This is a genomic window from Streptomyces sp. NPDC058758 (genome assembly GCF_042746075.1).
In the GTDB taxonomy this organism is placed as follows: domain Bacteria; phylum Actinomycetota; class Actinomycetes; order Streptomycetales; family Streptomycetaceae; genus Streptomyces.
Genome location: NZ_JBHYPS010000051.1, coordinates 12,371 through 33,211 on the forward strand (window position 1 = coordinate 12,371; position 20,841 = coordinate 33,211).

Annotated in this window: 15 protein-coding genes; 12 read left to right on the top strand and 3 right to left on the bottom strand. The window is 73.2% G+C overall.

The features are described from left to right. The first annotated feature begins 9 nt into the window (after positions 1–9). Positions 10–1,098: a glycosyltransferase family 4 protein gene (locus ACFW6A_RS35190; RefSeq protein ID WP_386645665.1), complete on the top strand. Its 1,089-nt coding sequence runs from the start codon at positions 10–12 to the stop codon at positions 1,096–1,098. A gap of 15 nt (positions 1,099–1,113) precedes the next feature. On the opposite strand, the gene ACFW6A_RS35195 is transcribed toward ACFW6A_RS35190, so the two are convergent. Beyond that, entirely contained in the window at positions 1,114–2,736 is a 1,623-nt protein-coding gene (locus ACFW6A_RS35195) for a PucR family transcriptional regulator (protein WP_386645668.1), read from the bottom strand. Positions 2,737–2,895: 159 nt separating this feature from the next. On the opposite strand from ACFW6A_RS35195, the gene ACFW6A_RS35200 reads away from it, so the two are divergent. Beyond that, on the top strand, positions 2,896–4,419 hold the full coding sequence (locus ACFW6A_RS35200) for an APC family permease (protein WP_351853366.1): 1,524 nt from the start codon (positions 2,896–2,898) through the stop codon (positions 4,417–4,419). A gap of 30 nt (positions 4,420–4,449) precedes the next feature. Next, positions 4,450–6,090: a flavin monoamine oxidase family protein gene (locus ACFW6A_RS35205; RefSeq protein ID WP_386645671.1), complete on the top strand. Its 1,641-nt coding sequence runs from the start codon at positions 4,450–4,452 to the stop codon at positions 6,088–6,090. Between the two features lie 4 nt (positions 6,091–6,094). Here ACFW6A_RS35205 and ACFW6A_RS35210 read toward each other — a convergent pair whose 3' ends face one another. Both ACFW6A_RS35210 and ACFW6A_RS35215 read right to left on the bottom strand, forming a co-directional pair. Beyond that, entirely contained in the window at positions 6,095–7,489 is a 1,395-nt protein-coding gene (locus tag ACFW6A_RS35210) for an FAD-binding oxidoreductase (protein ID WP_386645674.1), read from the bottom strand. A 107-nt stretch (positions 7,490–7,596) separates the two neighbouring features. Then, entirely contained in the window at positions 7,597–9,399 is a 1,803-nt protein-coding gene (locus ACFW6A_RS35215) for a glycoside hydrolase family 15 protein (RefSeq protein ID WP_351853358.1), read from the bottom strand. 552 nt (positions 9,400–9,951) lie between these two features. Between ACFW6A_RS35215 and ACFW6A_RS35220 the strand changes: the two genes are divergently transcribed. From ACFW6A_RS35220 to ACFW6A_RS35260, 9 genes are all read left to right on the top strand, one after another. Beyond that, positions 9,952–11,604 carry a CTP synthase gene (locus ACFW6A_RS35220; protein ID WP_351853356.1) on the top strand — a complete coding sequence of 551 codons (1,653 nt, stop codon included), beginning with the start codon at positions 9,952–9,954 and terminating at the stop codon, positions 11,602–11,604. Positions 11,605–11,689: 85 nt separating this feature from the next. Next, positions 11,690–12,316, top strand: a complete 627-nt coding sequence (locus ACFW6A_RS35225) for an NUDIX hydrolase (RefSeq protein WP_351853353.1) — start codon at positions 11,690–11,692, stop codon at positions 12,314–12,316. Positions 12,317–12,483: 167 nt separating this feature from the next. Next, positions 12,484–14,469 (top strand): tetratricopeptide repeat protein, encoded by a 1,986-nt coding sequence (locus ACFW6A_RS35230; protein ID WP_351853350.1) that lies wholly within the window; start codon positions 12,484–12,486, stop codon positions 14,467–14,469. Positions 14,470–14,616: 147 nt separating this feature from the next. Next, a complete protein-coding gene (gene ald, locus ACFW6A_RS35235; RefSeq protein ID WP_386645677.1) occupies positions 14,617–15,732 on the top strand; it encodes an alanine dehydrogenase in 1,116 nt (371 codons plus the stop codon). A 452-nt stretch (positions 15,733–16,184) separates the two neighbouring features. Continuing rightward, positions 16,185–17,228 carry a ParA family protein gene (locus ACFW6A_RS35240; RefSeq protein WP_226651714.1) on the top strand — a complete coding sequence of 348 codons (1,044 nt, stop codon included), beginning with the start codon at positions 16,185–16,187 and terminating at the stop codon, positions 17,226–17,228. After that, positions 17,225–17,731 (top strand): hypothetical protein, encoded by a 507-nt coding sequence (locus ACFW6A_RS35245; RefSeq protein WP_351853374.1) that lies wholly within the window; start codon positions 17,225–17,227, stop codon positions 17,729–17,731. Before ACFW6A_RS35240 ends, ACFW6A_RS35245 begins: the two co-directional genes overlap by 4 nt. 48 nt (positions 17,732–17,779) lie before the next feature. Next, positions 17,780–19,006 (top strand): segregation and condensation protein A, encoded by a 1,227-nt coding sequence (locus ACFW6A_RS35250; protein WP_386645680.1) that lies wholly within the window; start codon positions 17,780–17,782, stop codon positions 19,004–19,006. Further along, complete coding sequence (gene scpB / locus ACFW6A_RS35255) at positions 19,003–19,605, top strand: SMC-Scp complex subunit ScpB (protein WP_351853342.1); 603 nt, start codon at positions 19,003–19,005, stop codon at positions 19,603–19,605. The genes ACFW6A_RS35250 and scpB overlap by 4 nt, the downstream gene beginning before the upstream one ends. After that, a complete protein-coding gene (locus ACFW6A_RS35260) occupies positions 19,605–20,726 on the top strand; it encodes a pseudouridine synthase (protein WP_351853340.1) in 1,122 nt (373 codons plus the stop codon). Before scpB ends, ACFW6A_RS35260 begins: the two co-directional genes overlap by 1 nt. Positions 20,727–20,841: the final 115 nt, after the last annotated feature.

Sequence of the window (20,841 nt, forward strand, 5' to 3'; positions counted from 1 at the left end):
CTTGGGCGCGTGACACAGCTCCGTACGGTCCAAGTGCTGGGCGGCGGCAGCGCGGGCAGCAGCGCTCACGTCCGATCACTTGCCTCGGGGCTGGTGGCGAGGGGCGTCCGGGTGACCGTGTGCGCTCCGGCCGAACTCGACCGCCTCTACGACTACTCGGGGGCCGGCGCCCACGTCGTGCCGCTGCCCCGCCGCAACGACCCGGCGACCGTCGGCGTGCTCCGCAACGCCTGCATCGGCGCCGACGTCGTCCACGCGCACGGACTGCACGCCTCCGTGCGGGCCGCGCTCGCCGTCTCCGGCGGCGTCGGCCTCGCCCGCACCCCGCTCGTCACCACCTGGCACGGCCGGCCGCAGGCCGAGGGCGCCCGGGCCGGCCTCGTACGGCTCCTGGAGCGCCGGACGGCGCGGGCGGCGGCCGTCGTCCTCGGCACCTCCTCCGAACTCGTCGACCGGGCCCGGCGGCGCGGGGCCCGCGACGCGCGGCTCGCCCCCGTCACCCTGCCCGCCGCCCGCGGGCCCGTCTGCCTCCACGACGGCAAGGCCCGGGCCGAACTCGGCGCCGTCGACCGGCCGCTGCTCATGGCCGTCGGCGCGCTCGAACCCGGCCGGGGGTACGGGACGCTGCTCGACGCGGCGCGCGAGTGGCGGGAGCTCGACCCGCAGCCGCTGCTCGTCATCGCCGGCGAGGGGCGCGAACGGGCGGCGCTCCAGCGGCGGATCGTCGCCGAGGGACTCGCCGTCCGGATCGTCGGCCGGCGCGACGACGTCGCCGAACTCCTCGCCGCGGCGGACGTCGCGGTGCTGCCCTCCCGCTGGGAGGCGCGGTCCCTGCTGGCCCAGGAGGCCCTGCGGATCGGCGTGCCCCTGGTCGCCACGGCCGTCGGAGGCGTGCCCGAACTCGTCGGCGACGCGGCGGAACTCGTGCCGTACGGGGACGCGGGCGCCCTCGCGGAGGCCGTCCGGGGGCTCCTGGAGGACGCCGAGCGGCGGATGGACCTCGCGGCGGCGGGGCGCGTACAGGCGCGGACCTGGCCGTCGGAGGACGACACGATCGCCCACGTCCTGAGCGTGTACGACGAACTGGCGGCGCGCTAGCCGTTCGACGGGGGGCTACGGCGTGTGGCGGCGGGCCCGCAGCGCCAGCGAGAGCGCCAGGACCGTCTGGGGGTCGTCCAGGTCCGTGCCGAGCAGCTCGGAGATGCGGGCGAGCCGGTTGTAGAGGGTCTGGCGGTTGAGGTGGAGCTCGCGGGCCGTCTCCGCCTTGCGGCCCGCGTGCGCCAGGTACGTCTCCAGGGTGGGGAGCAGCGGGGGGCGGGAGGTCCGGTCGTGGTCGCGCAGGGGGCCGATCGCCCGGTCGACGAAGGCCGCCAGGTCCGGGTGGTCGCGCAGCCGCCACAGCAGCAGGTCGATGTCGAGGCGCCGGGCGTCGTACCAGGGGCGGTCCGTCAGGCCCTGGGCCGCCGTCGCCGTCTCGGCCGCGTGCCGCAGGCCCGCCGAGGCCGCCGCCCAGCCGCCGGCCATGCCGACCACGACGACCGGCGGGTGCGCTCCGGCGCCCTCCAGGCCGGCCCGCTCCACGCCGGCCCGCAGCGCCGCCGCGACCCGGTCGGCGACCGCCGTCCGCTCCGACTCCGAGCGCAGGCCGAGCAGGAGCGGGACCCGGCCCTCGACCGGGCGGACGCCCAGGAGGGCGGGGACGCCGACGGAGGACAGCTCCTCGTGGACGGCGCGGGCGAGCAGCGCCCAGCTGCCGGACGGGGAGAGTTCGGGGGCGAGGCGCATGACGACCGGGAGCAGGGGGCCCTCGCCCGGCCTGAAGCCGAGGACGCGGGCCTGCGCCGGGGCGTCCTCCGCCGAGATCCGGCCCTCCGCGAGATCGGTGAGGAAGTCGCCGCGGCCGCGGGCCGCCAGCTCCTCCTCCTGCCGGGCCTGCATGAGGACGACCGCGAGGAGGCCCGCGGCCCGCTCGGCGGCCATCCGGTGGAGGGGGGAGAGGGCGCCGGAGACGGCGAGGAGGACCAGCCGGGCCCGGACCGAGCCGCTGCCGGGGCCCCCGCCGGGGACGTCGACCAGGACCGTGCCGGTCGGCGGGCCGGACTCGCGGGCCGCGCGCTGGCCGCGCAGCCCGTCCCAGACCTGGAGCGGGTCGGCCGGCCCGGACTCGGTGCCCGCCGCGTACAGCAGCTGTCCGTCGGCGGTCTCCAGGAAGACCGGGTTCGCGGCGAAGTCGGAGAGGATGCGGAGCACCTGGGGCACCCCGCCGCCGCCGAGCAGCGCCTCGGTGCACTGCCGGTGGACCTCCTCGGCCTGCCGCTGGAGGGCGTAGTGGCCGTTGACGATCTCGGTGTGGATCTCCTCGGTGACCGCGACGAACGGCACCTCGCGGTGGAGCTGGACCAGCGGCAGCCCGGCGGCGCGGGCGGTCTCCACTATCGTCGCCGGGAGGCGGGCGAAGCGGGGGCCGAGCTCCACGACGAGGGCCGCGATGCCCCGGTCGGCGAGGCGGCGCACGAAGGCCCGCTGCTCGGCCGGGCGGGTGCCCAGGCCGAGGCCGGTGGTCAGCAGCAGCTCGCCGCCCTTCAGCAGGGAGGCGATGTTCGGCACCTCGCCCGCGTGCACCCAGCGCACGGTCCGCTGGAGCCGGTCGGCGCCGGCGACGACCTCCGGCAGGCCGCTGCGGAGCCCCGGGAGTTCGAGTGCCCTCTGTACGGTGATGCCGCCCTGCGTGTCCATGGGCGGACGCTACCGCCGATGGTGTTTCCTGGACATCTCACCACGGTCACGGGCCGCCGCCGATCGCACACAGGGGCGACAACTCGTCGTGGCGCGGCGGGATTTGTATGACCGATTGTCGCTTGTGGCCTACGTCACGCGGGTGGATGCTCTCCCGCCATGGCAGACACCTCCACCCCGCAGCCGGCCCCGCGCGTCGACCGGCTCAAGGCGAACTCCGTCGGGCTCGTCGGCGTCGTCTTCATGGCCGTGGCCACCGCCGCGCCGATCACCGCCATGACCGGCAACCTCCCCATCGCCGTCGGCTTCGGCAACGGCGTCGGCGCCCCCGCCGGGTACCTCTTCGCCACCCTCGTCCTGACCGTCTTCTCCGTCGGGTACGTGGCCATGGCCAAGCGGATCACCGCCGCCGGCGCCTTCTACGGCTACATCTCGCACGGCCTCGGCCGGATCGCCGGCATGGCCTCCGGCATGCTCGCCGTCCTCGCCTACATCGTCTTCGAGGCGTCCATCGTCGGCGTCTTCGCCTACTTCGCGAAGACCACCGTCGCCGACCAGCTCGGCGTCGACCTGCCGTGGATCCTGTACGCGGCCGCCATGCTGGCCGTCACCGCCGTCCTGTCGTACTTCGACATCAACCTGACCGCCAAGGCGCTCGGCGTCATGCTCATCGCGGAGATCGCCGTCCTCTTCGCGGTCGCCACCGCGGTCCTGATCCACGGCGGCGGCCCCGACGGCATCCCCGTCGAGCCGGTCAACCCGAAGAACGCCTTCACCGGCGCCTCCGCCGGTCTCGGCCTCTTCTTCGCCTTCTGGTCCTGGGTCGGCTTCGAGTCGACCGCCATGTACGGCGAGGAGTCCCGCGACCCCAAGCGCGTCATCCCCCGCGCCACCCTCATCTCCGTCATCGGCGTCGGCCTCTTCTACATCTACGTCTCCTGGATGACGATCGCCGGCAACGGCCTGACCGGCTCGGTGGAGCTGTCCTCCTCCGCCAGTCCGCTCGACCTCTTCTTCGCCCCCACCCGGACCTTCATCGGCGCCTGGGCCGTCGACGCCTTCCAGTGGCTGCTGCTCACCGGCTCCTTCGCCTGCGGCATGGCCTTCCACCAGTGCGCCTCCCGCTACCTCTACGCCATCGGCCGCGAGGGCTTCCTCCACCCGGCGCTCGGCCGCACCCACCCGAAGCACGGCTCCCCGTACATCGCCTCCTACGTGCAGAGCGCCATCGCCGTCCTCCTCGTCGGCGCCTTCTGGCTCACCGGCCAGGACCCCTACATCCACCTCTACACCCTGCTCGCGATCCTCGGCACGATGGCCATCCTCATCGTGCAGACGCTCTGCTCCTTCGCGGTCATCGGCTACTTCCGCAAGAACCACCCCGAGGACCGGCACTGGTTCCGGACCTTCACCGCGCCCCTCCTCGGCGGCGTCGCGATGACCGCCGTCGTCGTCCTCCTCGTCGTCAACATGGAGACCGCGGCCGGACTCGCCGCCGACTCCCTCTTCTTCAAGGCGATCCCGTGGATCGTCGGCGCCGTCTTCTTCGGCGGCCTCGGCCTCGGCCTCCACCTCAAGGCCAGGCAGCCCGCGCGGTACGAGATCATCGGCCGGATCGTCCTGGAGGACGCCGCCGAACGCGACGACGAGCAGGCGGAGCCCGTACCGGCCGCACAGAGCTGACCCTCCCCTTCTTCCCTCCAGGAGCGCCCCATGGCACGCACCAACCCGATGCACCTCCTGAACCGCCTCGCCGCCGACCACGCCGACGCCCGCCGGCTCGGCCTCCCCGTCGACGAGCTGCGCGGCCTGAGGAACGACCCCCTCGGCCGCCGTACCCTCCTCAAGGCCGCCGCCGCGGCCGGGATCGCCGGCACCGCCCTCGCCGCCGGAGCCGTGCCCGCCGCGGCCGCCGTCCCCGACCCGCCGGTGCGGTCCGACGCCCGGATCGCCGTCGTCGGCGCCGGCATCGCCGGACTCACCGCCGCCCTCACCCTCCAGGACGCCGGCCTCGCCCCCGTCCTCTACGAGGCCGACCCGGCCCGCGTCGGCGGCCGCATGTGGACCCAGCGGAACCACTGGGCCTACGGGCAGACCTCCGAGATCGGCGGCGAGCTGATCGACACCAGCCACAAGAAGATGCTGGAACTCTGTCGCCGCTTCGGCCTGCCCACCGAGGACTTCCTCGGCGGCGGCCCCAACGGGGCCGAGGAGGTCCTCTGGTTCGGCGGCGGCTACTACCCGCGCGAGCAGGCCGACGCGGACTTCAACGGCGTCTACCAGGCGCTGCGCCGCGACCTGTCCGAGGCGGGGGAGGTCCTCTGGAACCAATCGACCCCGGCCGGCACCGCCCTCGACGACATGTCCGTGTACGAGTGGATCGAGAGCCGCGTCCCCGGCGGGCACGCCTCGCCGCTCGGGAAGTTCATCGACGTCGCCTACAACGTCGAGTACGGCGCCGACACCACCGAGCAGTCCTCGCTCGCCCTCGTCCTGCTCATGGGCTACCAGACCAATCCCGGCAACTTCAACATCTGGGGCCTGTCCAACGAGCGCTACCACATCACCGGCGGCAACGACCGGCTCCCGAACGCCATCGCCGGGGCCCTCAACCCCGGCACCCTCCGCATGGGCTTCTCCCTCCAGGCCGTACGGGCCAACGCCGACGGCACCCAGACCCTCACCTTCGCCGAGGGCGGCTCCACCCGGACCGTCACCGCCGACCACACCGTCCTGTGCGTCCCGCTGCCGATCCTCCAGCGGCTGGACCTCACCCGCGCCGGCTTCGACCCGCGCATGACCAGCCTGCTGCGCGACGCCCGCATGGGCTACTGCACCAAGCTCAACATGCAGTTCGGCACCCGCCCCTGGCGCGGCACCGGCGCCTGGCCCGGGGTCTCCGCCGGCGACTGCTTCACCGACCTCGACGTGCAGCAGACCTGGGACACCACCAAGGTCCAGGGCGGCACCGGCGGCATCCTCATCCAGTACAACGGCGGCAGCCTCGCCCGGAACCTCAACCCCGCCGGGCCCTTCTCCACCGAGGCCGACCCGTACGTGCGCAACCTGGTGAGCCGCTACCTCACCGGGATCGACGCCTTCTTCCCCGGCACCTCACGGGCCTGGAACGGCCGCGCCCAGCTCTCCGCCTGGCACAAGAACCCGAACGCGCTCGGCGCCTACTCCTGCTGGCCGGTCGGCTACCTCCACCGGTACGCCGGGTACGAGGGCACCGCCCAGGGCAACGTCCACATCGGCGGCGAGCACTGCTCCTACGACTTCCAGGGCTTCATGGAGGGCGGCGCCACCGAGGGCGAGCGCGCCGCGAAGGAGGTGATCGACGCCCTCCGCTAGCGCCTCAGGCCGCGGCGGCCGGCGCGATGTTGTGATTGAGGCGGAAGACGTTGTCGGGGTCGTACGCGGCCTTCACGGCGGCGAGCCGCGGGTAGTTGCCGGCCCCGAAGCCGGCGACGACCCGCTGCTCGCCCTCCGTCCCGATGAAGTTGAGGTACACCGCCTCCGTCGTCCACGGCCGCATGTCGGTCCGCACGTCGTGCACCCACTGGATCGCGCGCCCGTCCGCCGCCGGGTCCTCCCAGGTGGCGAAGGGGTGGACGGCCCAGGGGGCGGTGCGCCACGGCAGCGGCCAGTCGGCGGGGCCGCGGGCCACCGCGCCGCCGAGCGGGAACAGCACGTGCTGGGTGGCCGTGCCCGCCGGGATCCGCTCGCCGCGGGCGCAGAAGACCTCCACGGCCTCGTCCGGGAACGAGCCCAGGTACTCCGCCGACCAGTAGTTCCGCAGCCCCGGCGGGTCGTCCAGCATGCACTGGAGGTCCGCGTAGGGGATCTCCTCGACCAGCTCCACCACCGGCCGCAGCGCGGTCAGCGGACCCGCCAGGTGCCGGACGTCCGCCCGCCGCCCGGCGAGGGTCACCAGGGCGGCCACCACCAGCTCGCCGACCAGGTGCGCGGGGACGAAGGGCTCGGGCGGGGCGGGGAAGTAGAGCACGCCGCCGCCCGCCTCGTCCGGCATGGTCTCCGCCATCGCCCGGTACGCCGTCACCACCGCCGGTCCGGCGGACGGCGGGAAGAGCAGCAGCGCGAAGCTCATCGCGGGCAGCTCGTGCAGCCGCAGGGTCAGCGAGGTCGCCACCCCGAAGTTGCCGCCGCCGCCGTGCAGCGCCCAGAACAGCTCCGGGTTCTCCTCGGCGCTCGCCACCACGTGCTTGCCCTCGGCCGTGACCAGGTCGACGGAGAGCAGGTTGTCGCAGGCGAGCCCGAACTTCCGCTCCAGCCAGCCGGAGCCGCCGCCCAGGGTGAAGCCGGCGACGCCGGTGGTGGAGACCCGGCCGCCGGTGGTGGCCAGGTGGAAGGGCTGGGCGGCCCGGTCCAGGTGGCCCATGGTGGCGCCGCCCTCGACCCGTACCGTCAGGTGCTCGGGGTCCGCGACCACGGCGTGCATCCGCCGCAGGTCGATCACCAGGCCGCCGTCGACGCAGGAGGCGCCGGCGACGCTGTGGCCGCCGCCGCGCACCGCGATCGGCAGCCCCGTCTCCCGCCCGAAGAGGACCGCGTTGGCCACGTCGGCCTGCGTCGCGCACTGGGCGATGACCGCCGGCCGGCGGTCGATCATGCCGTTGTGGACGCGCCGGGCCTCGTCGTAGCCCGGATCGCCGGGTACGAGGACCTCACCGGCCAGATCCTCGCGGAGGCCGGCCAGGGCGGAGTCCGGGACGGTGAACTGGGGAGCCATCGGGTGCCCCCCTTTCGTGCGGGGGCCAGGACACTCTCATGGTAGGTCCGGCCCCCCGGGCACGCCGCTCGGCCGCCGGGCCCCCGCCCGGCCGCCGCACGCCCCGCTCAGCCGCCGTACGCCCCGCTCGCCGTCAGCCGCAGGGCGGTGTCGATCAGCGGGACGTGGCTGAAGGCCTGCGGGAAGTTGCCCACCTGCCGCTGGAGCCGCGGGTCCCACTCCTCGGCGAGCAGCCCCAGGTCGTTGCGGAGCGCCAGCAGCTTCTCGAAGAGGACGCGGGCCTCGTCGACCCGGCCGATCATCGCCAGGTCGTCCGCGAGCCAGAAGGAGCAGGCGAGGAAGGCGCCCTCGTCGCCCTCCAGACCGTCGACGCCCGCCTCCTCGCCGGCCGTCGGATAGCGCAGCACGAAGCCGTCCTCGGTGGACAGCTCCCGCTGGATCGCCTCGATCGTGCCGATCACCCGCTTGTCGTCCGGCGGCAGGAAGCCCATCTGCGGGATGAGCAGCAGCGAGGCGTCCAGCTCCTTGGAGCCGTACGACTGGGTGAAGGTGTTCCGCTCCTTGTCGTAGCCCTTCTCGCAGACGTCCCGGTGGATCTCGTCGCGCAGATCGCGCCAGCGCTCCAGCGGGCCGTCGGCGTCACCGGACTCGATCAGCTTGATCGTGCGGTCGACCGCCACCCAGGCCATCACCTTGGAGTGGGTGAAGTGCCGGCGCGGGCCGCGGACCTCCCAGATGCCCTCGTCGGGCTGGTCCCAGTTCTTCTCCAGGTAGTCGATCAGCTTGAGCTGGAGCAGGGAGGCGTAGTCGTTGCGGGACAGGCCCGTCATGTGGGCCAGGTGCAGGGCCTCGGTGACCTCGCCGTACACGTCGAGCTGGAGCTGGTTCGCGGCGCCGTTGCCGACCCGGACCGGGCCCGAGTTCTCGTACCCCGGCAGCCAGTCCAGCTCCGCCTCGCCGAGCTCCCGCTCGCCCGCGATGCCGTACATGATCTGGAGGTTCTCCGGGTCGCCCGCGACCGCCCGGAGCAGCCAGTCCCGCCACGCGCGGGCCTCCTCGCGGTAGCCGGTGCGCAGCATCGAGGAGAGGGTGATGGCCGCGTCCCGCAGCCAGGTGTAGCGGTAGTCCCAGTTCCGCACGCCGCCGATCTCCTCCGGCAGCGAGGTGGTCGGCGCGGCGACGATGCCGCCGGTCGGGGCGTACGTCAGGGCCTTCAGGGTGATCAGGGAGCGGACCACGGCCTCCCGGTAGGGGCCGTGGTAGGTGCAGTGGTCCACCCACTCGCGCCAGAAGCCGGCGGTGGCCTCCAGGGAGCCCTCGGGGTCCGGGAGCGGCGGCGGCTCCTTGTGCGAGGGCTGCCAGGAGAGGGTGAAGGCGATCCGGTCGCCGGGGGTGACGGTGAACTCGGAGTAGGTGGTGAGGTGCTCGCCGTGGGTCTCGGCGTCGGTGTCGAACCAGACGGAGTCGGGGCCGGCCACCGCGACCGTCCGCTCGCCGACCTTGTGGACCCAGGGCACGATCCGGCCGTAGCTGAACCGCATCCGCAGCGCGGAGCGCATCCGCACCCGGCCGCTGACCCCCTCCACGATCCGGATCAGCTGGGGGGCGCCGTCGCGCGGCGGCATGAAGTCGGTCACCCGGACCGTGCCGCGCGGGGTGTCCCACTCGGACTCCAGGATCAGCGAGTCGCCCCGGTAGCGGCGGCGGTCGGCGGGGGCCGGCTCGGCGTCGTCCGGGCCGGCCGGGCCCACTCTCCAGAAGCCGTGCTCCTCGGTGCCGAGCAGCCCCGCGAAGACCGCGTGCGAGTCGAAGCGGGGGAGGCAGAGCCAGTCGACACTGCCGTCCCGGCAGACCAGTGCCGCGGTCTGCATGTCTCCGATGAGTGCGTAATCCTCGATACGCCCGGCCACGTGCTTCACTCCAGTCGAACGGCCTGTCCGCCCCTCGGGGCGCGTGCAGCGGGATGGTGCGAGTTGCGAGAGGTGCCCGCGGTGCCAGTGTGCGGTATGGCCGGCTCCGGCAGCGGGTCGAGGGGGAAGCGACACGGGCTCCCGGTCCGGTTCCACGGGCGGGGGTGGTGCCGTCGGCCGGCCGCCCGGCGACGGGGCCGGGCGGGATGATCCGCAGAGTAGTGACCGTGGTGATCATCCGCGTCACGCGCTGCTCCATACGGGTGAACGGGATGTTCCCTGGACGTTTGCCCGAACGTTTCCCCTGGGTGGTCTCCCGCTCCCGCCCCGGAAAACGGCCCCTCCGGAGCCCGCCCCACCCGGTCGGCCGGTGTGCCGAGCGTGTGGCCGGAAGCGGTCTCCGGATGTCACTGATACCCTGGTACCCCGTGGACCGGTGGGAAACGGCACCAGCCGAAACCCCCGAAACCGCAGCGACGGCACCCCCGATTCTTCCGGAGGACCTGCCGCTTCGCACCTCCAGAACGCGACCACGGGAGCCCCCTCTTGGCGATGCCGCCCAAATCCACGACGACCAAGCACATCTTCGTCACCGGGGGTGTCGCCTCCTCGCTCGGCAAGGGCCTCACCGCCTCCAGCCTGGGTGCGCTCCTCAAGGCCCGGGGCCTGCGGGTCACGATGCAGAAGCTCGACCCGTACCTCAACGTCGACCCGGGCACGATGAACCCCTTCCAGCACGGTGAGGTGTTCGTCACCAACGACGGCGCCGAGACCGACCTGGACATCGGCCACTACGAGCGCTTCCTCGACGTCGACCTCGACGGCTCGGCCAACGTCACCACCGGCCAGGTCTACTCGCAGGTCATCGCCAAGGAGCGGCGCGGCGAGTACCTCGGCGACACCGTGCAGGTCATCCCGCACATCACCAACGAGATCAAGTCGCGGATCCGCCGCATGGCCACCGACGACGTCGACGTCGTCATCACCGAGGTCGGCGGCACGGTCGGCGACATCGAGTCGCTGCCCTTCCTGGAGACCGTCCGCCAGGTCCGCCACGAGGTCGGTCGCGACAACGTCTTCGTCGTGCACATCTCGCTGCTGCCCTACATCGGCCCCTCCGGCGAGCTGAAGACCAAGCCGACCCAGCACTCCGTCGCCGCCCTGCGCAACATCGGCATCCAGCCCGACGCGATCGTGCTGCGCGCCGACCGCGAGGTCCCGACCGCCATCAAGCGCAAGATCTCGCTGATGTGCGACGTCGACGAGGCCGCCGTGGTCGCCGCCATCGACGCCAAGTCGATCTACGACATCCCGAAGGTGCTGCACACCGAGGGCCTGGACGCCTACGTCGTCCGCAAGCTCGACCTGCCCTTCCGCGACGTGGACTGGACCGTCTGGGAGGACCTCCTGGACCGCGTCCACAACCCGGAGCACGAGGTCACCGTCGCGCTCGTCGGCAAGTACATCGACCTGCCCGACGCCTACCTCTCCATCACCGAGGCCATGCGCGCCGGCGGCTTCGCCAACAAGGCCCGCGTCAAGGTCAAGTGGGTCACCTCCGACGACTGCAAGACCCCGGCGGGCGCGCAGAAGCAGCTCGGCGACGTCGACGCGATCCTCATCCCCGGCGGCTTCGGCGACCGCGGCGTGAACGGCAAGATCGGCGCGATCCAGTACGCCCGCGAGAACAAGGTGCCGCTGCTCGGCATCTGCCTGGGCCTCCAGTGCATCGTCATCGAGGCGGCGCGGAACCTGGCCGACATCCCGGACGCCAACTCCACCGAGTTCGACCCGGCCACCGCGCACCCCGTGGTCTCCACCATGGAGGAGCAGCTCGCCTACGTGGAGGGCGCCGGCGACCTGGGCGGAACGATGCGCCTGGGCCTCTACCCGGCGAAGCTCGCCGAGGGCTCCGTGGTCCGCGAGGCCTACGACGGCGAGCCGTACGTCGAGGAGCGCCACCGCCACCGCTACGAGGTGAACAACGCGTACCGCGCCGAGCTGGAGAAGAAGGCCGGCCTGGTCTTCTCCGGCACCTCCCCGGACAACAAGCTCGTCGAGTTCGTCGAGTACCCGAAGGAGATCCACCCCTACCTGGTCGCCACCCAGGCGCACCCGGAGCTGAAGTCCCGCCCGACCCGCCCCCACCCGCTCTTCGCGGGCCTGGTCAAGGCGGCCGTCGAGCGCAGGACGGGCAAGAAGTAGCAAGGCGTTAACGTTGCCGGGGTACCGGTCCTGACGGACCGGTGCCCCGGTTTTCGCATGTGGTCTCGGGCACGGGAGGACAGAGATGAAGGTGCAGGACACCCCGGAGGAGTGGCGGGTCACCGCCACCGCCACCCCCTTCAAGGGAAACAAGACGAGTGTCCGCACGGACGACGTGGTCATGCCGGACGGCTCGGTCGCCCGCCGCGACTACCAGGTCCACCCCGGCTCCGTCGCCGTGCTCGCCCTGGACGACCGGGACCGGGTGCTCGTGCTGCGGCAGTACCGGCACCCGGTGCGCCAGAAGCTGTGGGAGATCCCGGCGGGCCTGCTCGACGTGCCCGGCGAGAACCCGCTGCACGCCGCGCAGCGCGAGCTGTACGAGGAGGCGCACGCCAAGGCGGCCGACTGGCGGGTGCTCGTGGACACGTACACCTCCCCGGGCGGCTGCGACGAGGCCGTACGGATCTTCCTGGCGCGCGACCTCGCCGAGGCGGAGGGGGAGCGGTACGCGGTCGCCGAGGAGGAGGCCGACATGGAGGTGGCGCGGGTCCCGCTGGACGAGCTGGTCCGGGGCGTGCTCGCCGGCGAGCTGCACAACGCCTGTCTGGTGGTGGGCGTGCTGTCGCTGGTCGCCGCCCGGGCGGGCGACGGGGTCGACGCCCTGCGCCCGGCGGAGGCCCCCTGGCCTGCCCGGCCGTTCGAGGCGTAGCGTTCCCCGCCCCCGTCGAGGGCCGGTGTGACTGTCTGCTGATCCGATCGGGGGACGTGCCCGCCGCGCTCCGCCGGGGGCGCCCCGGGGGCTGAACTACGCTCGTACACGCCCGTGCGGAGTCCCCCGCGGGATGGCTCGTGCGCAGGTGGACGGGAGTGTGGCCCGTGACGGATCAGGCGGTGGCGGCGGCCGGCAGCCGGCAGTTCTACGGCCGGCAGCGGGAGTTGAAGGCCCTCCGCGCCGACATCGAGCGGACCGGCCTGGACACCCTCACCGGACGCAAGGAGCCCCGCGCCCGCGTCCTGCTCGTCGCGGGGCGGCCCGGCTCCGGCCGGACCGCGCTCGCCGAGGAGCTGATCGCCTCCGTCGCCGACCGCTACCCCGACGGCGTCTACCGCGCCCGGCTCACCGAGCCCGGCGGGGAGCCCGTGCCCACCGCCCGTGCCGCCCGCGAGCTGCTGCGCGACCTCGGCGTCGCGGAGCCGCCCGGCGCCGCCGAGGACGAGCTGACCGAGCTGGTCCGCGAGGCGCTCGGCGGGCGCCGGGCGGTGCTGCTGCTCGACGACGCCGTCGACGCCGAGCAGGCCGACCCGCTGCTCCCGGACAACCCCGACGCCCTCGTCGTCGCGGTGGCCGAGGGGCCGCTCACCGGCATCCCGGACGTCCGGCCCTGCACCCTGGGCGGGCTCGACCCGAAGTCCGCCATCGAGCTGCTGACCTCCGCCACCGGCTCGGTCCGCATCACCGTCGACCCGCAGGCCGCCGAGGCCCTGGTCGAGGAGTGCGGCGGGCTGCCCGGCGCGGTGGTCCTCGCCGGCGGCTGGCTGGCGGGCCGGCCCGAGACCTCCGTCGCCGACCTGGCCAAGCGGCTGCGCGGCCTGAACGGCGACCCCCTCACCCGCACCTTCCTCCTCGCCCACCAGGCGCTGCCCCAGCCGGCCGCCCGGATACTGCGCTACCTGGTGCTCGCCCCGCTCGGCCGGGCCGACGCCCACACCGCCTCCGCCCTGGCCGGCTGCTCGGTCCAGGCCGCGGCGACCACGCTCGCGGACTTCGCCCGCCTGGGCCTGGTCACCGAGGCCGGGGACGGGGAGTACGAGGCCCCCGGCCACCTCGTCCCCCTCCTCCGCGCCCAGCTGGAGGAGCGCGACCGGCCCGCCGAGGTGCAGCTCGCCCGGGCCCGGATGCTGGAGCGGACCGTGCGGCTCCTCCAGTCCTGCCGTGCGGTCACCGAACCCGAGGGCTCCCCGGCCCGGCGCAAGCTCGCCGGCCTGCCGCGCGCCCTGCGCTTCCCCACCCGCGAGGAGGCCGCGCGCTGGCTGGTCTCCCGCCGGCCCGCGCTGCTGGCCTGTGCCCGGATGGCCGTCGCCGACGGGGAGCTGGACACCCTCGCCCGCCGGCTCATCGCCTCCCTGGTGCGGGCGCTCACGGCGCACCACGGCGCCGAGGCCGCGGCGCCCGACCTGTACGGGCTGCACCGGCTGGTCCTGGACGTGGCCGAGCGGCGCGGACTGCACCGCGAGCGGGCGGCGGCCCTGCTCAACCTCGGCGACCTCGACGCCCGGACCGGCCGCACGAAGGACGCTCTGCTGCGATATCGGTTGGCATGGGAGGCCGGAAGGCAAGCAAATGATCCGTACGCGACCGGTCGCGCAATGGAATCCGTAGGCGGCAGCTATCAGGAACTCGGCGACTGGCAGCGGGCCGGCGACTGGTACGGCCGGGCCCTCGCCCAGCGCCTCGCCCACGACGAGCGGGCCGACCAGGCGCGCCTGTACGCCCGCCTCGGCGCCGTGCAGACCTACGCGGGGCGGTACGGCGAGGCGCTGCGGCACTGGCGGGCGGCGGCGGCCGGCTACCGCAGGCTCGGCGATCTCCCGGGCCACGCACGGGCGTTGAGCGAGGCGGCCCGGGTGCAGGAGTACGCGGGCCGCCCCGAGGAGTCGCTGCGGACCTGCGAGGAGGCCGTCGAGTGGGCCCGTCGCGCCCAGGACACCCGGCTCCAGGCGGCCCTCCGGCTGCGGCTCGCCGACACCCTGGACCGGCTCGGGGACCCGGCCGCGGCGCGGCTGCACCGGGCCGCGGCGGACCGTCTTCTGGAAACCGACCGCCACGCCTACGAAATCCGCAGTGGCTCCGCAGAAGATTAGTACTTTGAAAGGCTAGACAGCGGGAACTCCTTCATTAGACTGGTTCTGCCGCGTTCGAACGTGGTCTGCCCCGGTGCGCCGCAGTGCATCCGGGTATGTATCGCAGTGCACCAGTTATCCCCCCTGATTCAAGGACCGTGATCGACGATGAAGGTCGGCATCCCCCGCGAGGTCAAGAACAACGAGTTCCGCGTGGCCATCACCCCCGCCGGTGTCCACGAGCTCGTCCGCAACGGCCACCAGGTCTTCATCGAGCAGAACGCCGGCGTCGGCTCCTCGATCACGGACGAGGAGTACGTGGCCGCCGGTGCCGAGATTCTCGCCACCGCCGACGAGGTCTGGGCCACCGCCGACCTGCTCCTCAAGGTCAAGGAGCCGATCGCGGAGGAGTACCACCGCCTCCGCAAGGACCAGACGCTCTTCACCTACCTGCACCTCGCCGCCTCCAAGGAGTGCACGGACGCCCTCCTGGAGTCCGGCACCACCGCCATCGCCTACGAGACGGTCGAGACCGCGAACCGCGCCCTCCCGCTGCTCGCCCCGATGTCCGAGGTCGCGGGCCGCCTGGCCCCGCAGGTCGGCGCCTACCACCTGATGCGCTCGGCCGGCGGCCGTGGCGTGCTCCCCGGCGGCGTCCCCGGCACCCACGCCGGCAAGGCCGTCGTCATCGGCGGCGGCGTCTCCGGCTGGAACGCCGTGCAGATCGCCGTCGGCATGGGCTTCCACGTGACCCTGCTCGACAAGGACATCAACAAGCTCCGCGAGGCCGACAAGATCTTCGGCACCAAGGTGCAGACCGTCGTCTCCAACGCCTTCGAGCTGGAGAAGGCCGTCGTCGAGGCCGACCTCGTCATCGGCGCCGTCCTCATTCCGGGCGCCAAGGCCCCGAAGCTGGTCACCAACGAGCTCGTCGCCAAGATGAAGCCCGGAAGTGTCCTTGTCGACATTGCGATCGACCAGGGCGGCTGCTTCGAGGACTCGCACCCGACCACCCACGCCGAGCCGACCTTCCAGGTCCACAACTCGGTCTTCTACTGCGTCGCCAACATGCCCGGCGCGGTCCCGAACACCTCCACCTACGCGCTCACCAACGCCACGCTGCCCTACATCGTGTCGCTGGCGAACAACGGCTGGGTCGAGGCGCTCCGCCGCGACGCCGCCCTCGCCCTGGGCCTCAACACCCATGACAGCAAGGTGGTTTACAAGGAGGTCGCCGAGGCGCACGGCTACGAGCACGTCGAGCTGAGCACCCTCGTCGGCTGACCCGAGCCGCCCCGACGACGGCTCCGCGGACGGGCCCGTCAACGCCCGCCGTCAATGTCACGCACCCGGCCGGACCTTGTTCGACAAGGTCCGGCCGGCTGTGTCTCCGGCCACGCCAAAACGTTCGGTCAACTCGCCTCGAACGTAACCCTTTAACCGTTTCGCACACCCCTGAAACGTGTGGATGCATGGCTGCGCGCCCTTGACAGAGCCGTGTTCGGTTGCCGACACATCGGGCCGGGTCCGGGCGATTGTGTTGCTGCGGACCGGTGACACGCCATAGAGTCGCCAACCGTCGGCATGGTGCCACGCTGACCTATCGATAAATGTTCCTGGTCACGTCCAAGGAGGTAAGACGACTTGTGAATGAGTCGACATTTACTCCCGGGAGCGCTGCGCCAGGTGGCCCGGTCGGCTCCGTCGCGGTGCGGACCTTCGCGACGCGCCGCCCCATGACGACAACCCACACGCTGAAGACGATGGACGGCCTACACGTGAACGCCACGGCCGGCAACGAGATGGGCCGAGAGTCCACCCACTTCGCCGCCTACGACGAGCTGCCCGAGGGGCACTTCTACGACCCCGACGCCGAGTACGAGCCCGACCCGGAGTACGCGGCCACCCTCGCGCCCGACGCTGCCCGCCAGCGCCGCGAGCGGATCGGCCCCACCGGACGGCCGCTGCCGTACTTCCCGATCCCGGGCCCGCTGACCGACCACGGTCCCGCCAAGATCATCGCGATGTGCAACCAGAAGGGCGGCGTCGGCAAGACCACGTCGACCATCAACCTGGGTGCCGCGCTCGCCGAGTACGGACGACGGGTGCTGCTCGTCGACTTCGACCCGCAGGGAGCCCTGTCGGTCGGCCTCGGCGTGAACCCGATGGAGCTCGACCTCACCGTCTACAACCTGCTCATGGAGCGGGGCATGTCGGCGGACGAGGTGCTGCTCAAGACGGCGGTTCCCAACATGGACCTGCTGCCGAGCAACATCGACCTCTCCGCCGCCGAGGTCCAGCTGGTCTCCGAGGTCGCGCGCGAGTCGACGCTCCAGCGCGCCCTCAAGCCGCTGATGAACGACTACGACTACATCGTGATCGACTGTCAGCCCTCGCTCGGCCTGCTGACCGTGAACGCCCTGACGGCGGCCCACAAGGTCATCGTGCCGCTGGAGTGCGAGTTCTTCGCGCTGCGCGGCGTCGCCCTGCTGACCGAGACCATCGAGAAGGTGCAGGAGCGGCTCAACCCCGAGCTGGAGCTCGACGGCATCCTCGCCACGATGTACGACTCCCGGACCGTCCACTCCCGCGAGGTGCTCGCGCGGGTCGTCGAGGCCTTCGACGACCACGTCTACCACACGGTGATCGGCCGGACGGTGCGCTTCCCGGAGACCACGGTCGCCGGCGAGCCCATCACCACGTACGCCTCCAACTCCGTGGGCGCCGCCGCCTACCGCCAGCTCGCCAGGGAGGTGCTCGCCCGGTGTCACGCCGAGTGAGTCTGCCCGGAGCCGACGAACTCTTCCGTACGACCGGGGGGATGGCGCTGCAGTCGTCCTCGCCCCGCCGAACCGTTCCCGCTCCGGCGGGTGAGAGCGACACGGCGGCCGGCGCGGACGGCGGTGCCGCCGGCTCCGCCGAGCACGCCGCGGCCTCCTCGGAGGCGGCCGAGCCGCGCGCCCGGGAGACCGAGTCGGTTCCCGCGCAGCAGCCCGCCCCCGTGAAGGCGGCCGCCCCCCAGGCGGGCGCGCCCGCGCGGCGCCGGGGACGGGCCGCCAACCGGCGCCCCAGCGGCCGGGAGCGGCACGACGAGAAGATCACGGTCTACGTCTCCGCCGAGGAGCTGATGGACCTGGAGCACGCGCGGCTGGTGCTGCGCGGCGAGCACGGCCTCGCCGTCGACCGCGGCCGGATCGTCCGCGAGGCGGTCGCCGTGGTCCTGGCGGATCTGGAGTCCCGCGGCGACGCGAGCATCCTCGTCCGCCGTCTGCGCGGCCGCTGACGGTAGCCTGCGGGCGGCCCCGCCCCCGCACCCCTGGAACCGCCCCCGATGCACCGCCCCGCTGACGAAACGTCCCGCCCACCGCGCCGCCGCGCGCTGGGACGGGGCGGCGGCGTCTCCGGGCCCGCGCAGGAGCCCCCGGGGGCCGACGGGCGCCCCGGCCCCGCGCCGGCGGCCGAAGCCGCGCGGACGCGCCCCGAGCCCGCACGGGAAGCCCCGCCGTCCGCTCCCGCGCCCGTGCCCGTGCCGTCGGCCCCCGGCCCGGAGCCCTCGGACGCGCCCGAGCCCCCGACCGCGCCCGAGCCCGCTCCCGGGGAGCCGGGGGGCGCCCCCGGAGGGGTACGGGAGCCGGGCGGCGGCCCCGCGGGCGTACCGGCGCAGGGGGAGCCGGGCGACGGCCCCGGAGGCGTACCGGCGTCCGGGGGGCCGGGCGGCGGCCCCGGTGCCGGGCCCGCGTCCGACGGGGCCGGCGGCGGGGGTGCGGGCGGTGGGCGGTTCACCGTGCGGCTGGCCAACTTCGAGGGGCCCTTCGACCTGCTGCTCCAGCTGATCACCAAGCACAAGCTCGACGTGACCGAGGTCGCGCTCTCGCAGGTCACCGACGAGTTCATGGCCCACCTGCGCGCGCTCGGGCCGGACGGGGACCTCGACCAGACCACCGAGTTCCTGGTCGTCGCCGCCACCCTGCTCGACCTCAAGACCGCCCGGCTGCTGCCCGCCGCCGAGGTGGAGGACGAGGCCGACCTCGCGCTCCTGGAGGCCCGCGACCTGCTCTTCGCCCGGCTCCTGCAGTACCGGGCGTACAAGCGGATCGCCGAGATCTTCGCCGAGCGCTGGGAGGCGGAGGGCCGGCGCCACCCCCGGACCGTCGGCCTGGAGCCGCACCACGCCGAGCTGCTGCCCGAGGTCGTCCTCTCGATCGGTGCCGAGGGCTTCGCGAAGCTCGCCGTGAAGGCGATGCGGCCCAAGGCCGCGCCGCAGGTCTACGTGGACCACATCCACGCCCCGCTGGTCAGCGTCCAGGAGCAGGCGGGGATCGTCGCCGCCCTGCTGCGCGAGCGCGGCACCCTGGACTTCCGGGAGCTGGTCGAGGACGCCGCCGGGGACACCCTGACCGTCGTCGCCCGCTTCCTCGCCCTCCTGGAGCTGTACCGGGAGAAGGCCGTCGCCCTCGACCAGGAGGACGCGCTGGGCCGGCTCACGGTCTCCTGGACCGGCGGCGACGGCGAGACCCGAGTGACCCAGGAATTCGACCAGGAGGACCCGTCCGCATGAGCGACCTCAAGCCCGCCCTCGAAGCCGTCCTCATGGTCGTCGACGAGCCCGCCGCCGAGGCCCACCTCGCCAAGGTCCTCGGCCGCACCCCGCGCGAGGTCGCCGACGCCCTGCACGAGCTGGCCGACGAGTACACGGCCGACGGGCGCGGCTTCGAGCTGCGCCGGGTCGCCGGCGGCTGGCGCTACTACACCCGCCCCGCCCACGCCGCCGCCGTCGAGGCCTTCGTCCTGGACGGCCAGCAGGCCCGGCTGACCCAGGCCGCCCTGGAGACCCTGGCGGTGGTCGCGTACCGCCAGCCGGTCAGCCGTTCCCGGGTCTCCGCCGTCCGCGGGGTCAACTGCGACGGCGTGATGCGGACCCTCCTCCAGCGGGGTCTCGTGGAGGAGGCGGGCGCGGAACCCGAAACAGGTGCGATCCTGTACAGGACGACGAACTACTTCCTGGAGCGGATGGGCCTGCGCGGCCTGGACGAGCTTCCGGAGCTCGCGCCCTTCCTCCCCGAGGCGGACGCGGTCGAGCCGGACTCCCTGGAGGGCGTTCCGTCGTTCGATCCCGACAGGGACGAACCAGTGGACGAAGAGACGACGGAAGTTTGATGCGAAGCAGCAGCGGCAGGAACAGCGGAAGCAACGGCGGGAGCCGTGGTGCCAAGAGCGGCGGCCGCGGCAACAACTACCGGGGCGCGGGCAACAACCGCGACGAGCGCGGCCAGAGCGCCGGCCGCCCCCGCAAGACCCGCCCCGAGGAGCGCAGCTACGACGTGAGCATGCCCTCCGACACCCCCCGCAAGGGACGCGGCGACGCGGCCAGGGGCGGCGCCAAGGGCGGCCCGAAGCAGTCCCCGAAGCAGCCCGCCGGCGGGCAGCGGCGGGGCCCCGGCGGCCGTACGGCCCCGGCGCGCTCGCGCGAGTACGACGCCAGGGCCGAGGAGCGCAACCGCGAGCGGTACGCGAACAAGCCCCAGGTCAAGACCCCCAAGACCTTCCCGGGCGCCGAGCAGGAGGGCGAGCGGCTGCAGAAGGTGCTGGCCCGCGCGGGCTACGGCTCGCGCCGCGCCTGCGAGGAGCTGATCGAGCAGGCCCGCGTCGAGGTCAACGGCGAGATCGTCCTGGAGCAGGGCCTCCGGGTGAAGGACAGCGACGAGATCCGGGTCGACGGCCTGTCCGTCGCCACCCAGTCGTACCAGTTCTTCGCGCTGAACAAGCCGGCCGGCGTCGTCTCCACCATGGAGGACCCCGACGGCCGCCAGTGCCTGGGCGACTACGTCACCAACCGCGAGACCCGGCTCTTCCACGTCGGCCGGCTCGACACCGAGACCGAGGGCATCATCCTGCTCACCAACCACGGCGAGCTGGCCCACCGTCTCACCCACCCCAAGTACGGCGTGAAGAAGACCTACCTGGCCGCCGTCACCGGTCCGCTGCCCCGCGAGGTCGGCAAGCGGCTCAAGGAGGGCATCGAGCTGGAGGACGGCTACGCCCGCGCCGACCACTTCCGCGTGGTCGAGCAGCTCGGCAAGAACTACCTGGTCGAGGTCGTGCTCCACGAGGGCCGCAAGCACATCGTCCGCCGGATGCTCGCCGAGGCGGGCTTCCCGGTGGAGAAGCTGGTCCGCACCGCCTTCGGCCCGATCGGCCTGGGCGACCAGAAGTCGGGCTGGCTGCGCCGCCTGTCCAACACCGAGGTCGGCATGCTGATGAAGGAAGTCGGCCTGTAGGACCCGCCTCCTGACCCGAAGGGCCCCGTATCCGCGCCGCGGACACGGGGCCCTTCGCGTTCTCCGCCTTGTGCGCGACCCCCGCCACCTTTTATAGTCAGGATGACTCTTAAGG